Raw genomic sequence first — 14645 nt, 5'->3', positions numbered from 1 at the left:
AGTCTTTGCTACGATGTCCGCTGCCGCCGCCGGCAGGTGAACGTCGCCCATTATCCGTGGGAACCGGTGCCGGCCCATGGAAGCCAGTCCGCGTTGGGTATGTCAGGGCAATACAACACCGTCCGGCGAAAAGAGCGCCGGCGCGCCGTCTACCTGCCATGTCTAGTTACGCCAGTCCCCTACCGTATCGAAAAAGACAAACCAAAGCCGTCCGCGGACTTGATCCGCGTTGCAAATCCCGCCAATTTAAGCTGGCCGATTCAGGCTTGGGTTAAGAGCCAGAGCCCGTCCCTTTCGATAGATCGACACTACCGAAATCGCTGTGGATAGGGCAAGGCCACGTCTAACGGATTTTTAAGGAATCTGGTTAGTGGAGGCGGGTTCGAGTGGCATGCCGCGACGGCACATTTTAACAAAGCCATTGTGATTCAAACCCTTTTCCGGCGAATATGAAAAACCGGGCGCTGACAGAAATATTCTGAAATAATTCGCTTGACAGCGACTTCTCCCCGATCGGGCCAGTCCGGTGTGGACAAGCTGTGGATCACCATCTGTAAGCGTTTGAAAAATATAAGCTATTTTTGACAGCCAAGAATCATTAGGCCGGCGATTTTCAAGCGTGCCGATCAACAGCAGGCATGCATATGCCGGCAAACTATTCCCTATTGTGAAATCCGCATAAGACGCCGTTTCCGGACATTCTTTTTAAGTGCTTGCCGGCAAACGAAAAAACCCGGCACAAACGGCCGGGTTCGAAGAACGTCAGTCTAGGCAAGTAATGTCAGGCCGACAGTACCTTGACCCGCTGAGCCAGTCGCGACACCTTGCGGGACGCCGTGTTCTTGTGAATCACGCCCTTGGTTGCGGCGCGCATCAATTCCGGCTCCGCGATCTTGAAGGCAGCCTGTGCGGCAGCCTTGTCACCGGAGGCAAGCGCCTCTTCGACCTGGCGGATATAGGTGCGGACGCGCGAGCGACGGTTCTTGTTGATCGCTGCGCGGCGGACGATCTTGCGCGTTGCCTTTTTGGCCGAGGATGTATTGGCCATGATGCCTCTCTTCTGATCTGGTCGGCGCATGCGGGATGCCGCAGGGCGCAAAAAACAAACGGGCTGCCACAGGGCCGCCTCGGTTGGTGCGGCTTATAGTTCAGCTTTTCCGGCGCGTCAACGCTGCCTGGCCTTCTTTTTGGCGGCCAACAACCATCTTCTTCGAAGCCAAGGGATTGGCGTCAGCGGTTGGTGAAATTCGGCTTCCGCTTCTCGGCAAAGGCCGCCATGCCTTCCTTCTGATCGTCCAGTGCAAACAGCGAGTGAAACAGCCGGCGCTCGAACCGCAATCCCTCGGCAAGCGTCGTCTCGAAGGCGCGGTTGACAGCTTCCTTTGCCATCATCACCGATGGCAGCGAGAAAGCGGCGATCTTGGCCGCGGCCTTCAGCGCCTCCTCGACAAGTTCACCGGCAGGCACGACCCGCGACACCAGGCCAGAACGCTCGGCCTCGGCGGCATCCATCATCCGCCCGGTCAGGCACATGTCCATCGCCTTCGACTTGCCGACAAAGCGGGTCAGCCTTTGTGACCCGCCCATGCCTGGAATGACGCCGAGCGTGATCTCGGGCTGGCCGAACTTGGCCGTGTCGGCGGCGATGATGAAATCGCACATCATCGCCAGCTCGCAACCGCCGCCGAGTGCATAGCCCGCCACCGCCGCGATAATAGGCTTTCGCGCCCGCGTCAGTTCCTCCCAGCCGACGAAGAAGTCTTGGGCGTAGGCGTCCGCATAGGAGATGGACTGCATCTCCTTGATATCGGCGCCCGCCGCGAAAGCTTTTTCGGAACCGGTGATGACCATGGCGCCGATACCGGGATCGGCGCTGAACCCGTTCACGGCTGCCACCACCTCGGTCAGGATCTGGGAGTTCAGCGCGTTGAGCGCCTGCGGCCTGTTCAGCGTGATCAGCCCGACCTTGCCGTGCGTCTCGGTGATGATCGTCTCATAGCTCATGGCTGCTTCTCCTTGCTTACGCTCGTCTAGAGCGGTTCATCGTTTCACGGAAACGCAGAACCGCTCCATCTCCTTGTCTTGACCAATTTCGGACGGAAAACCGCCCCCGCTTTTGCTGGAATTGCTCTGACTCATCGCTGACATGTCCGGCAATAAAAGGTCGATCGGCCGCTCTGCACGACACGCTCGATGTGGCCGCCGCAACTGGGCTTGGAGCAGGCCTCGCCTTCGCGGTCGTAGACGGCGAAGGCGTGTTGGAAATAGCCCAGCGACCCATCGGTCTGCATATAGTCCCGCAGTGAGGAACCGCCGGCTGCGATCGCATCCGATATCACCGAACGAATGGCTTGCGCGAGGTGTTCGCTTTGGGCCTGGGCTTTCTTTCCGGGCCTGGCGATCGTGCCCGCCTCGCGCAGCGGCGACAGGCCCGCACGCCACAACGCCTCCGACACATAGATATTGCCGAGCCCGGCGATCAGCCTCTGGTCGAGAAGCGCTGCCTTCAGCGGTGATCTCCGCCCCTTCATCAATGAGGAAAGCAGCGCACCGTCCAATGTGTTGCCCGTAGGCTCGACGCCAAGTCCAGCCAGCATCGGATGAACGTCCGGCAGTCCTTCCGCAAACAACATGAAGCCGAAGCGGCGCGGATCATTGAAGATCACGCGCGATCGGGTACCGGCCGGAGACACGACATGGAAGACGACGTGGTCGTGATTGGAGCTCTTCGAGCGGTCGTGCCGGAAGATGCCGGGCATGTCGCTGCCATCGGCCGTCTCGATGCGGAATGAGCCCGACATGCCGAGATGGCAGATCAGCGCGGGGCCGCCTTCCAGGTCCATCGTCAGATACTTGGCCCGGCGGCCGAGTGCCGTGATCGTCTTGCCGGCCAGTCGCTGCGCGAATTTCTCGGGAAATGGAAAGCGCAGATCCGGTCGGCGCGCCTCGACGCGGGCGATGGTGGCGCCTTCCAGAACCAGCTGAAGTCCGCGCCGGACGGTTTCGACCTCCGGTAACTCAGGCATGACCGCCGATCGCCGCATAGAAAGAAGTGCCGTAGCGTCCGGGCGCCAGCCCGAGATGCTCGGCCACGGTTTCGCCGATGTCGGCGAATGTCGTTCTCAGTCCGATGTCGCCGCCCTTGAGACCCGGTCCAGTGCCGATCACCGGAACGCGCTCGCGCGTGTGATCGGTCCCGGCCCAGGTAGGGTCGTTGCCGTGGTCGGCCGTCAGGATGAGAAGATCGCCCTGCCGCAGCCTCGCAAATGCCTCCGGCAGCCGCAGGTCGAAGGCCTCGAGCGCTGCAGCATAGCCCGCGACATCGCGGCGGTGACCGAATTCGGTGTCGAAGTCGACGAAATTGGCGAAGACGAGGTCACCGTCGCCGGCATCATCCATCGCACCCAGCGCTTCGTCGAACATAGCCATGTTGCCTGCCGCCTTGCGCACTTGCGAAATTCCGCGATGGGCGAAGATGTCGCCGATCTTGCCGACGGCGATGACACGGCTGCCACGCGCCGTCAGCCGGTCGAGCAGGGTCGGTTCCGGCGGGGGCACGGCGTAGTCATGACGGTTGTATGTCCGCTCGAAAGTGGCGGTGGTTTCGCCGACGAACGGCCGCGCGATCACCCGTCCGATCCTGAGCGGGTCAACCAGCCTGCGCACCACCTGGCAGAATTCATAAAGCCGATCGAGGCCGAAATGGACTTCATGCGCGGCGATTTGCAGGACCGAGTCGACCGACGTGTAGCAGATCGGCTTGCCGGTCCGGATGTGTTCCTCGCCAAAGCGCTCGATGATTTCGGTGCCCGGCGCATGGCAATTGCCGAGAATGCCCGGCACCTTGCCTTCGCGGATCATCGCCTCGGTCAGTTCGGCCGGAAAGGCGGGAACCGTATCCGGGAAATAGCCCCAGTCGAGGCGCACCGGCAGGCCGGCGATCTCCCAATGGCCCGACGGCGTGTCCTTGCCGCTCGAAACCTCCTGTGCGGCGCCGTGAAAGGCAGTTGGGAGCAGATCCGTCCCGCTGCTGGCAAAGCCCAGCCCCGTTGCGGTTTCGGCAGCCTTGCCAAGCCCGAGCGAGGCCATCTGGGGGACAAACAGCGGTCCACTGCGAAGCCCTTCGCGATCCGCGCGGCCCTCTGCACAGGCTTCTGCGATGTGCGCGAATGTGTTGGCGCCGGCGTCGCCGTAGCGGTCGGCGTCGGCCGCTCCACCGATGCCGAAGGAGTCCAGAACGAAGAGGAAAGCGCGTGCCATCGAGTTGTTGCCAGTTTGACCGACCAGACATAGGGTTCCGCGACTTCATTGGCAATTCGGAAACCAAACGGCAACGGCTTGGCGTGATAGTCTGGTGCATGTCGCCCAAAAGTGCGCAGCGGTTTTGGGATAACGACATGCACAAACAGAGATGCATGTCGCCCAACGGTGCGCAGCGGTTTTGGGCTGCGATATGCACAAATGCTCCGGGCATGGGCATGAATCGAGGACAACAGACCGTGGTTCCTGTCATGAGGGTTGCGCTGAAGACTTATGCCGCTCTCATGCTGGCGCAGGTCGCGCTCTGGTCAAATCCGGCGCATGCCGACTGGCGCGACGATATCGGCACGTTTCGCATCGGCATCGTTGCCGAGCCAGGCGCCGGCAACTCCGTTCCGGGGCTGGCACTGTTGACCGACGCCTACACCAAGGCCTTGGGCATGAAGGTCGAGTTTGTCGTTGCCCGCAACTATGCCGCGCTGATCGAGGCGCAGGCCAATGCCCGCATCGAATATGCGATCTATTCGGCCACCGCATATGCGACGGCCTCGCAGCGCTGCTTATGTATCGAACCGCTTGTGGCTCCGGTCGATTCAGACGGCGCGATCGGCATCCGCTCGGTTCTGCTGACGCGGGACGGCAAGCTGCCCGACCTTGCGGCGATGGACAGCCATCGTATCGCCATGGCGCCTCCTGACAGCGTCGGCGGTTCTCTCTTGCCATTGGCGGCGTTGGCGGCGGAAGGCCGCAAGATCGCGGAAGATGCACCGTTTCTGGTCCATGCCGATTCGGCCGCGGCGGCCGAGACGATGCTGGTCGACGGCAAAGCCGATGGCCTGTTCGGCTGGGTGACGGCCGCTGCCGACGGCCCGCGAGAACCGTCGGGCACGCAGGCGAGGTTGGAGGCGGCAGGGCTCTCGGTGACGGCGCTTCGGATCGTATGGACGTCGGGCCTGTTGAGATACGGCCCCCATGCGGTCCGCAGCGATCTCGACCCCGAAGCCAAGCGCCGGCTTGCCGTGTTCCTCACCAACCTCAAGTCGACGACGCCCGATATCTACGATCTCCTGGAATCGAAACATTCCGGCGGCTTCGCCACCGTGGCGCCAAAAGACTACGAGATGGCCGCTGCTATCGTGCGCTTCGTTTCGGACCGTGGGCCGCAGCAGTAGCTGGAGCGGCCTGCGCACGCCTGGCTGCCTCTGTTCAACAGTCGCTGCAAGGGATCGTCACGCTTCTGCGGGGGCGCAGAAAATAGGTTTCGCCCATGGTTATGTTGCTGAAAGCCGAGGTCAGCCCAAGCTTCTGTTGACTGCTCGCGCTCCACGCGATGACCGGCGTATAGCCGAGGTTGCTTTCAACGCGGATGAGAAAAGTGTTGGCGACTCTGAGCGACGCCGGGATCGTTGTCTCGGTGGTGGCGGCGGCGCCAGGGCTGGCGACGCCGGCTACCAATTTGCGTGACCACACCACCAGTGCCCTCGTCGCATCGGCCGAGACCTGGATTGCCGTGACGGTGATGGTCGGATTTGAGCGGTTGTAGGGCTGAAGGGTGACGCTGCCGATCTGCATGATGGCGTCGACATCTGCCTTGAGGACGCTTGTCTGCTGGGTGACGAGATCGGCCACCATGCTGCCGATACGGCTGACCTTCTTGCTGGTCTCGATGGCTTGCGACGCTTCCATTGTGAGGAAATACATGATCAGCAGAATTGGCATGATCAACGCGAATTCGACCGCCGCGATGCCACGACGATCGGACCAGAACAGACTTGTTTTCCGCCAAACTCCCGTAATCATAAGATGTGCCCCCGCACGCATCATGCCCATTGCCCTTTTCTTATACTGCTCGTGCATTCCGCTCAGTTGTCGAACGGTTCGTTCTGCCAGGTCACCGATGCGAAGTGCAGCGTCTTGTTGCCGCCCATTGATTTGGCCAGCAGGTCGGTCATGATCGGCCATTTGTAAAAGACCCGCAGCATGTTCCTCGACTCCGCCGCACCCGCTGTCACTGAAAACGACTGGGTTGCGGTGCCTTTCGTCAATACGACATCGCCGTTCTGGATCTTGAAGCCGGCCGTGGCCGCATCCGCGAACGATGTATATTGGCGAAGATCCACCAGCAGTTGATTGGGACAATCCTGGGAAACGATGATCTGCAGTTTTGTGCAGATCATGTCCCGCAAGTTGGTTCCGGCGACGTCAACCGCCCTCAACTGGCCGGTGCGAAGCTTGCGCGCGACATCGTCGGTGATGTTGGCCATCACTTCCTGCGCGGCCAACGAGATGCAGCTTTCCAGAATGGCGAAGACAAGCAGCGCGAAGGGGACTGAAAGGATCGCGAATTCGATTGCCGTGGCGCCGCGCCGGTCACGAAGAAAACGGGCGAAAAACCTTGGGCATCTCACTTTGTGGTCGCCTGCGCGGCCGTATCCCTTGCTCATGTCCGATCCTGCCGATCTCTATGCGGTCTCGGAAGGACCATTAACGCAAACCGATTGAGGTCCGGTTTGGATGATCGTTAAAGTCGGCGCAGGCCTCTTAACCGGCCAATAACCGCACCGGCAGCCGGTCACGCCACCTATCGGCTGACGCTCATCTCCGCCTCGGAAGACTTCTCCGCTTCGCTCTTGTAGGAGCTTTCGCAATACGGCGTGCAGGACATCGTCTGGATTTCGGCACGCCGATAGATGCGCACCGACGAAGCAGCCTGCCGCACGACGGTAACCTGCTCATCGACGATGGGACTGCCGTCGGTATCGAGCACGACCAGATTGGTGACGCCGAAACCTTTGCCGGTGAGCACGATCGTCGAAGCGTCCTGCACGGAAGCGTCGGCGATTGCCGGGTTGCCGACCACGATGGTGTCTGCGGGACGCGACAGTTTGACGATCTTGGCCTGGTTCATCGTGACCTCGATGCCGGCGCCGGCCATGGCGGGCGCGACGAAGCTCGAGACGGCAAGAAGCGCGGCAATCAGGATTGACGATCTCGGCTGGGCCATTGAGGCGCTCCACGCAGGCGGACTGATCAACGGAACATGAACGAGATTGGTGAACCAACGGTTAAGCCTGCGATGTTGCCAATCCTGCAATGGCCGATAAGGGCGCCCCGCGAGGCGCGGTCCAGTCGGGGCGCAAGCCTGCCAAACCTGGGACTGGAAGGCGCGGCGGTACTTTAGCCCGAAGTTAACCACGCAATATGTTCGAACCGGGAAAGGAATCGGTAAGGCTGTTTCTTAAGCCGATCGAAAGAGCTTCTCCCTAGATTGGCAGCATCCGATCAACCATCACAGAAGTTGACGGAAGTGCTGTAACACGTGGAGTAGGAGCTCTCGAATGTCTAATCTCATCGCACGTTTTGTGAAGGACGAATCCGGCGCGACCGCTATCGAATATGGTCTGATCGCCGCTCTCATCGCGCTCGCCATCATCACTGGCGCCGGCACGCTCGGCAATGCGCTGAATGCCAAGTTCACCAACATTGGCAGCACCCTGAACAACGCGCCGACCGGCAGCTGATCGGCTTATCGCCGAGCACTTGCATCGCATTTTCTGGAAAAGGGCCGCCGCGTGGCGGCCTTTTTTATGCCGCTGCCAATATAGGTCGTCTTTTCGTTCCTGGCCTCATCAATCGTTAATCGAACATATCTTAGATTGAGCCCAATAAAATCGGACAATAGGCGTGGCGCCGATGCTTGAAGCCCTGATCTTCGTCGTCTTTCCGTTCTGCATGCTGTTTGCCGCGATCTCCGACATGCTGTCGATGACGATCGCCAACCGCGTGCCGGTGCTGCTCGTCGTCGTTTTCGCGCTGGTCGCGCCCCTTACAGGCATGGACTGGGCGGCCTATGGCGGACATTTCGCCGCCGGCGCCCTGGTCCTGGCCGTGACGTTCGGCCTGTTTGCAATAGGCGGCATGGGCGGCGGCGACGCCAAGCTTCTGGCCGCAACCGCGATGTGGATGGGCCTCAATGTCAATCTCGTGGAGTATCTTGTCGCCTCGACAATCATCGGCGGCCTGCTGACGCTCGCGATCATCCTCTACCGGAAGTCGATGCTTGCGGCCGTTACCGGCCAAAATCCGTTTCTGCGCCATTTCGCCGACGAGGCAAAAGGCGTTCCCTATGGCGTCGCGCTCGGCCTTGGCGGGTTGCTGACCTATCCGGACTCGCCTTTGATGATATGGGCGCTGGCCAGGCTGGCGGCCTGACCACGATATTATTTTATTGTCTGTCAGCATTGCCGAGACCCCGTTCTCAACGGGGTCGGCCCGGCTGTTTTGGCCGGTCCGGCTATAGTCCGGCTAATTTATGTAAACGTTAAATTAATCACGATCGTAAGCATTACATTAACCTTGTTTTGACGATTGCCGCTGCAAAGTCCGGCTTGGCTACGTGGTTTGCCAGGGCAAGGGTTCGGACAGATGCCAGCATCGCGATTGATAATTCTGAGCGTGGCGGTGGCCGCGGCGGGTGGCGCTGGCTATGTCGCGAAGAACATGGTGGCACCGCCGCCCCAGGTCGTCGTTGATTCCGCTCCCCAGGCCCCGGCAGTGGCACTCCAGGATGTGCTTGTGCTTTCAGGCGACGTTCCGATGGGCAGCCCGATCCAAAACAACATCGCCTGGCAATCCTGGCCCGCCGACGGCGTCAACGCGAATTTCATCACCCGCACCGCCGAGCCCGAGGCGCTGGACAAGCTGAAGGGTTCCATTGCCCGTGTGGCGATGTATGCCGGAGAGCCGCTGCGGCGTTCCAAGCTGATCGGGGAGGGGCAGAGCTTCATGTCGTCGATCCTGCCTTCCGGCATGCGGGCGGTCGCCACGGCCATCTCGGCCGACACGTCGGCCGGCGGCTTCATTCTTCCCAACGATTTCGTCGACGTCATCATGACCCGCAGGGCCGATGCCGCCAGCGGTGCCGCCGGCTTCAACACCGAGACCATCCTCAAGAACATCCGCGTCCTGGCCATCGACCAGACCATTCAGGAGGACGAGGAAGGCAAGAAGACCAGGGTGGGCCAGACCGCCACGCTGGAACTGACGCCCAAGCAGGCGGAGATTATCACCGTCGCCCAGCAGATGGCGGATCGCCTGACCCTGGCGCTGCGGGCGGTCGCGGACACGCAGGAAAAGAATGTGGGTGAGGCCGACTATCTCGTTTCCGGCAATGGCCGCAGGGGAACGGTGAGGCTGATCAAGTCGGGCGAAGTTTCCGAAGTGGGAGCAAGGAAATGAAGCTAGGTGGCAAACTGCCGGCAATCGTAGCCGCGGCATTCGGCCTGCTGCTCGTCGGAACGAATGTGCAAGGCAGCGTCGTCGAGGCAAAGAACGCGCAGGTCACGGCATCGACGGCCACCCAGCGCGTCAAGCTCGGCCTCAACAAGTCGGTGGTCATCGACCTGCCGAGCGATGCCTATGACATTCTCGTCGCCAATCCGGCGGTTGCCGATGCGGTGACCCGCACCGCAAGGCGCATCTATCTGTTCGGCAAGGCGGTCGGCGAGACGAACATCTTTGTCTTCGGCCCCAATGGCGAGCAGATCGTCAGCCTGGACCTGGCCGTCGAACGCGACGTTGCCGGCCTTGAAGATTATATCAGGCGCTTCCTGCCGACGTCGGCTGTCAAGGTGGAACTGCTGAACGACAACGTCGTTCTCACAGGAACCGTGGATACCCCCCTGGATGCCAAGCGCGCCGAACAGTTGGCGAACATGTTCGTGTCGGGTGGTGAAGCGACGACGGGACAATATTCGCAGACCGCGGCTGGCGGCTCGGCCCAGAGCGGTGTCGACATCAACAATCCGGACCAGGAGCGCCGCACCAGCCAGATCGTCAACCTGATCCAGATCATTGGCGACGACCAGGTCACGCTGAAGGTCACGGTCGCCGAAGTCAGCCGCTCGGTGATGAAGCAGCTCGGCGTCAACATGGTTGGCAGCGGCGGCAGCAACGGCATTAGTTACGGCGCAATCAGCGACAACTTCACGGGTCTCGGCAAACAGCTGTCGAATTCCGGCTTTCAAATCGGCGCTTCAGGACTGCAGGCTTATGTGAACGCTATGGAGCAGTCCGGGGTGATGAAGACCTTGGCCGAGCCGACCTTGACGGCTGTGTCGGGCGAGAAGGCAACCTTCAAGGTCGGCGGTGAATACAATATGGTCACGGGTGTCTCGGCAAATGTATCGCAAGACAACCAGACCGGCCTGAAGACCTACAGCGTCGAAAAGATCGAGTACGGCATCGGCCTGGAATTCCAGCCGGTTGTGTTGTCTCCCGGCCGCATAAGTTTGAAAGTCAGGACGTCGGTTTCCGAGCCGACAACCGAGGGATCCGTATCGTTCTCCTCAGGCGTGACGAGTCCCGGCATGAATGCCCTGTCGCTGCGCAAGCGCCTTGCCGACACAACGGTGGAATTGCCATCCGGTGGCTCCATGATGATCGCCGGCCTGGTTCGCGACGATGTCAGGCAAGCCGTCAACGGATTGCCTGGATTGACAAAGATCCCGGTGCTTGGCGCGCTCTTCCGCAGCAGGGATTTCGTGCGAAACGAGACCGAGCTCGTCATCATCATCACGCCCTATCTGGTTAAGCCGGTGGCGCGCAACGACCTTGCCAAGCCGGACGACAATTTCAACGCCGCCAGCGATGGCGCCGGCATGTTCCTTGGCCGCGTCAATCGCGTCTACGGCACCATGCAGACCGACAAGCCCAATGGCCGCTACCACGGCGTTGTCGGCTTCATCTACAAGTAAGCGGGGAAGCGGACATGTCTCAGTCAGCATTGAAGGCAAGCACCATCGCCGCAACGACCCGTCTCGGCCGTTCACGGGTCTGCCGGCGAGCCGTTCCTGTCCTGGCGGTTGCGGTGGCGGCGCTGCTCGCCGGCTGCGCCCAGCGCGACAGCATCACGGTCGGCGCCATTCCGGACGATTACCGCACCAACCATCCGATCGTCATCGCCGAGAAGAATCAGAAGATCGACCTGCCTGTCGGCGCCGGTGACCGCGGCATGACCGGCTCCCAGCGCGATACGCTTCTTGGCTTCCTGGATGGCTATGACAGAAGTGCCGCCCCGACGCTGACGATCCAGGTCCCGAGCGGATCGGCCAACGAGGTCGCCGCGACCACGGCGGCCCGCGATTTCGCCCGGCTGGCGGTTGCCAGCGGCATCAAGCGCAATCGGATTGTCGTGACCTCCTATCAGTCCGCCTCCGCCGAAGCCTCTGCCCCGATTCGCGTTGCTTATATCTCGGTGAAAGCCCAGACCGATAAGTGCGGCCGCTGGCCCGAAGATCTTATGGAGACATCGGAGAACAAGCACTATGCCGACTTCGGCTGCTCCTATCAGAACAATCTTGCCGCCCAGATGGCCAATCCCGCCGACCTGCTCGGCCCGCGTAAATCTGCCAATATTGATCCGGCAAATCGTAGCCAAGCCATCGATGTTTACCAAAAGAGAGGCATTTCGGAAGAGTTCCTCGGCAATTCGGAAGTGACGTACTGAGCCGCAAATCTCGGATAGAACAGGCCACGGGAGAGAGCATGACGATGAGCAACCTTGCCTACGACGCCCCGGTGGACGGCAGCGATACCTCGCAGCAGGACATCGCCGCGATGCAGGCGTTGCGGCCGATCCCGCGCATCTCGATCCAGGCATTCTGCGAGACCGAGGGTGTTGCCAACCCGGTCGAGCGCGCCGGCGAGGACCGTCGCATGACGAAGGCGCATCTCAAGGTCCACATGGGCGGTGTTCCCACTGCCATCGAATTCTACCAATCGGCGCCGACGCCCAATCTGATCCTGCTGGAATCGCGCAGCGAGCCCAAGCAATTGCTGGAACAACTCGCCCAGCTTTCGGAATATTGCGATCCGACGTCGAAGGTGGTGGTGATCGGCCACTACAATGATGTCGGCCTCTACCGGGAACTCATCCGCAACGGCATTTCCGAATATGTGATCGCTCCGGTCTCGATGGCCGACATCGTCAGCGTGGTGTCGTCGATTTTCATCGATCCGGAAGCCGAGCCGCTCGGCCGCTCGATCGCCTTCGTCGGCGCCAAGGGCGGTGTCGGCTCCTCGACGATCGCCCACAATGTGGCTTGGGCGATGTCCTCCCTGTTCAAATCCGAAGTGGTCGTCGCCGATCTCGATCTGGCTTTCGGCACCGCCAACATCAATTTCGACCAGGATCCGGCGCAAGGCATCGCCGAGGCGGTGTTTTCACCGGAACGCATCGATGAAGTCTATCTCGACCGGCTGCTGACCCAGTGCGCCGAGCATCTGTCGCTGCTGGCGGCGCCTTCGACGCTCGAACGGGTCTATGATTTCGATCCAGAGGCCTTCGTTCAGCTCATCGACACCGCCCAGCGCAGCGTGCCGCTTCTGGTGCTCGACGTCCCCCATGCCTGGACGGGCTGGACCAAGAACACCTTGGTCAAGGCCGACGAGATCGTCATCACCGCGACACCGGAACTTGCCAATCTGCGCAACACCAAGAACCTCATCGATATGCTCAAGCGGCTTCGTCCCAATGATCCGCCGCCCAAGCTGATCATCAACCAGGCCGGCGTCCCGAAACGCCCGGAGATTTCGCCGGCCGATTTCGCCGAGCCGCTCGGTCTGTCGCCAATGTCGGTCATTGCTTTTGATCCCTTGCTGTTCGGCAATGCCGCCAACAACGGACGCATGCTTGGCGAAATGGATGCCAAGAACCCGATCGTCGCAATGATCAACGAAATGGCGCATGTGCTGACCGGGCGCAGCGAAATCAAGATCAGGAAGAAGGCCGGGCTCGGCAGCCTGCTCGGCAAGCTCTCGCGCAACAAGAAGTGACGCTTCAGCAGTGGAATCGGTAGTCGATCATGTTTGGTAAAAGAGGCAGCGACGACGGCAACCGGTTCACGCCGGAATTTCGCCAGCCAGCACCGGCGCCTGTTGCGCCACCGGCTGCAGGTTCCGTGGACACGGCGGTTCTGACACGGCCCGCGGCGCCAAGCGCGCCTGTCGCGCCGCCGGCGCGCCGTGCGGTCGAGGCACCGCCATTGGCGCCTGAGCCGAAGCGGGCACAGCGCGAAAAAAGCGAAACCTATTACGATACCAAGAGCCAGGTCTTCTCCGCACTCATCGACACCATAGATCTGTCGCAGCTTTCCAAGCTTGATCCTGAAAGTGCGCGCGAGGAAATCCGCGATATCGTCAACGACATCATCGCGATCAAGAACTTCGCAATGACGATCGCCGAGCAGGAAGAGCTGCTTGAGGACATCTGCAACGACGTGCTCGGCTATGGGCCGCTCGAGCCGCTGCTCGCCCGCGACGACATCGCCGACATCATGGTCAACGGCTCCAGGAACGTCTACATCGAGGTCAACGGCAAGGTCGAACAGACCGGCATCCGCTTTCGTGACAACCAGCAGCTCCTCAACATCTGCCAGCGCATCGTCAGCCAGGTTGGCCGCCGCGTGGACGAATCCAGCCCGATCTGCGACGCGCGCCTCCCCGATGGCTCCCGCGTCAACGTCATCGCGCCGCCGCTCTCCATCGATGGCGCCACGCTCACCATCCGCAAATTCAAGAAGGACAAGCTGACGCTCGACCAACTGGTCAAGTTCGGCGCCATCTCGCCGCAGGGCGCCGAAGTTCTCAAGATCATCAGCCGTGTTCGCTGCAACATCGTGATCTCGGGCGGTACCGGTTCGGGCAAGACCACGCTGCTCAATTGCCTGACCAACTATATCGACCGCGAGGAGCGCGTCATCACCTGCGAAGACTCGGCCGAGCTGCAATTGCAGCAGCCGCATGTGGTGCGCCTCGAAACCCGCCCGCCCAATCTGGAGGGCGAGGGTGAGGTGACGATGCGCGACCTGGTCAAGAACTGCCTGCGCATGCGGCCCGAGCGCATCATCGTCGGCGAAGTGCGCGGACCCGAAGTGTTCGATCTTCTGCAGGCGATGAACACCGGCCATGACGGCTCGATGGGCACGATCCACTCGAACAGCCCGCGCGAATGCCTGAACCGCATCGAATCCATGATTGCCATGGGCGGTTATTCGCTGCCGCAGAAGACAGTGCGCGAAATCGTCGTCGGTTCCATCGACGTGATCATCCAGGCAGCGCGCCTGCGCGACGGATCGCGCCGCATCACCCACATCACCGAGGTGATCGGGATGGAAGGCGACGTCATCATCACGCAGGATATCGTCCTCTACAACATCAAGGGTGAGGACGCCAACGGCCGGCTGTTGGGTGAGCACGTATCGACCGGCATCGGCCGTCCGCATTTCTGGGAGCGTGCACGCTATTACGGCGAGGAGCAGCGTCTCGCCATTGCGCTCGAGGCGATGGAGAAACGCGCTGACTGACGTCTGCTGGGGTGTAAGGGT

Annotated in this window: 15 protein-coding genes; 8 read left to right on the top strand and 7 right to left on the bottom strand. The window is 61.0% G+C overall.

The features are described from left to right. Positions 1-781: 781 nt before the first annotated feature. The 4 genes from rpsT to MESCI_RS30125 all read right to left on the bottom strand — a co-directional run bounded on the left by rpsT (position 782) and on the right by MESCI_RS30125 (position 4260). The gene (gene rpsT, locus MESCI_RS30140) at positions 782-1048 is read right to left on the bottom strand and encodes a 30S ribosomal protein S20 (protein ID WP_013533694.1); all 267 of its coding nucleotides are present in this window, start codon (positions 1046-1048) and stop codon (positions 782-784) included. Between the two features lie 182 nt (positions 1049-1230). Continuing rightward, complete coding sequence (locus MESCI_RS30135; protein WP_013533693.1) at positions 1231-2004, bottom strand: enoyl-CoA hydratase; 774 nt, start codon at positions 2002-2004, stop codon at positions 1231-1233. Positions 2005-2135: 131 nt separating this feature from the next. Next, the gene (gene mutM, locus MESCI_RS30130; RefSeq protein WP_013533692.1) at positions 2136-3026 is read right to left on the bottom strand and encodes a bifunctional DNA-formamidopyrimidine glycosylase/DNA-(apurinic or apyrimidinic site) lyase; all 891 of its coding nucleotides are present in this window, start codon (positions 3024-3026) and stop codon (positions 2136-2138) included. Then, entirely contained in the window at positions 3019-4260 is a 1242-nt protein-coding gene (locus MESCI_RS30125) for a phosphopentomutase (protein WP_013533691.1), read from the bottom strand. Before MESCI_RS30125 ends, mutM begins: the two co-directional genes overlap by 8 nt. A gap of 251 nt (positions 4261-4511) precedes the next feature. Here MESCI_RS30125 and MESCI_RS30120 point away from each other — a divergent pair, with 251 nt between their 5' ends. Beyond that, positions 4512-5432 (top strand): phosphate/phosphite/phosphonate ABC transporter substrate-binding protein, encoded by a 921-nt coding sequence (locus MESCI_RS30120; RefSeq protein WP_063169997.1) that lies wholly within the window; start codon positions 4512-4514, stop codon positions 5430-5432. Positions 5433-5466: 34 nt separating this feature from the next. Here MESCI_RS30120 and MESCI_RS30115 read toward each other — a convergent pair whose 3' ends face one another. From MESCI_RS30115 to MESCI_RS30105, 3 genes are all read right to left on the bottom strand, one after another. Beyond that, entirely contained in the window at positions 5467-6084 is a 618-nt protein-coding gene (locus tag MESCI_RS30115) for a TadE/TadG family type IV pilus assembly protein (RefSeq protein ID WP_013533689.1), read from the bottom strand. Between the two features lie 38 nt (positions 6085-6122). Continuing rightward, positions 6123-6704: a TadE/TadG family type IV pilus assembly protein gene (locus tag MESCI_RS30110; protein WP_013533688.1), complete on the bottom strand. Its 582-nt coding sequence runs from the start codon at positions 6702-6704 to the stop codon at positions 6123-6125. A gap of 137 nt (positions 6705-6841) precedes the next feature. Beyond that, the gene (locus MESCI_RS30105) at positions 6842-7264 is read right to left on the bottom strand and encodes a pilus assembly protein N-terminal domain-containing protein (protein ID WP_013533687.1); all 423 of its coding nucleotides are present in this window, start codon (positions 7262-7264) and stop codon (positions 6842-6844) included. 334 nt (positions 7265-7598) lie between these two features. Between MESCI_RS30105 and MESCI_RS30100 the strand changes: the two genes are divergently transcribed. The 7 genes from MESCI_RS30100 to MESCI_RS30070 all read left to right on the top strand — a co-directional run bounded on the left by MESCI_RS30100 (position 7599) and on the right by MESCI_RS30070 (position 14624). Then, positions 7599-7781 (top strand): Flp family type IVb pilin, encoded by a 183-nt coding sequence (locus MESCI_RS30100; protein WP_013533686.1) that lies wholly within the window; start codon positions 7599-7601, stop codon positions 7779-7781. A 172-nt stretch (positions 7782-7953) separates the two neighbouring features. Continuing rightward, complete coding sequence (locus MESCI_RS30095; RefSeq protein ID WP_013533685.1) at positions 7954-8472, top strand: A24 family peptidase; 519 nt, start codon at positions 7954-7956, stop codon at positions 8470-8472. Positions 8473-8685: 213 nt separating this feature from the next. Continuing rightward, the gene (gene cpaB / locus MESCI_RS30090; protein WP_013533684.1) at positions 8686-9498 is read left to right on the top strand and encodes a Flp pilus assembly protein CpaB; all 813 of its coding nucleotides are present in this window, start codon (positions 8686-8688) and stop codon (positions 9496-9498) included. Continuing rightward, positions 9495-11015, top strand: a complete 1521-nt coding sequence (locus tag MESCI_RS30085) for a type II and III secretion system protein family protein (protein WP_013533683.1) — start codon at positions 9495-9497, stop codon at positions 11013-11015. The genes cpaB and MESCI_RS30085 overlap by 4 nt, the downstream gene beginning before the upstream one ends. Before the next feature lie 14 nt (positions 11016-11029). Then, positions 11030-11767, top strand: a complete 738-nt coding sequence (locus tag MESCI_RS30080; protein ID WP_013533682.1) for a CpaD family pilus assembly protein — start codon at positions 11030-11032, stop codon at positions 11765-11767. 38 nt (positions 11768-11805) lie between these two features. After that, the gene (locus tag MESCI_RS30075) at positions 11806-13095 is read left to right on the top strand and encodes a CpaE/TadZ family protein (RefSeq protein ID WP_013533681.1); all 1290 of its coding nucleotides are present in this window, start codon (positions 11806-11808) and stop codon (positions 13093-13095) included. A gap of 29 nt (positions 13096-13124) precedes the next feature. Further along, positions 13125-14624: a TadA family conjugal transfer-associated ATPase gene (locus MESCI_RS30070; protein WP_013533680.1), complete on the top strand. Its 1500-nt coding sequence runs from the start codon at positions 13125-13127 to the stop codon at positions 14622-14624. Positions 14625-14645: the final 21 nt, after the last annotated feature.

Source organism: Mesorhizobium ciceri biovar biserrulae WSM1271, assembly GCF_000185905.1.
Classification (GTDB): Bacteria; Pseudomonadota; Alphaproteobacteria; order Rhizobiales; family Rhizobiaceae; genus Mesorhizobium; species Mesorhizobium ciceri.
The sequence above is the reverse complement of the archived record's forward strand: the minus strand, read 5'-3'. Positions and strand labels throughout refer to the sequence as shown.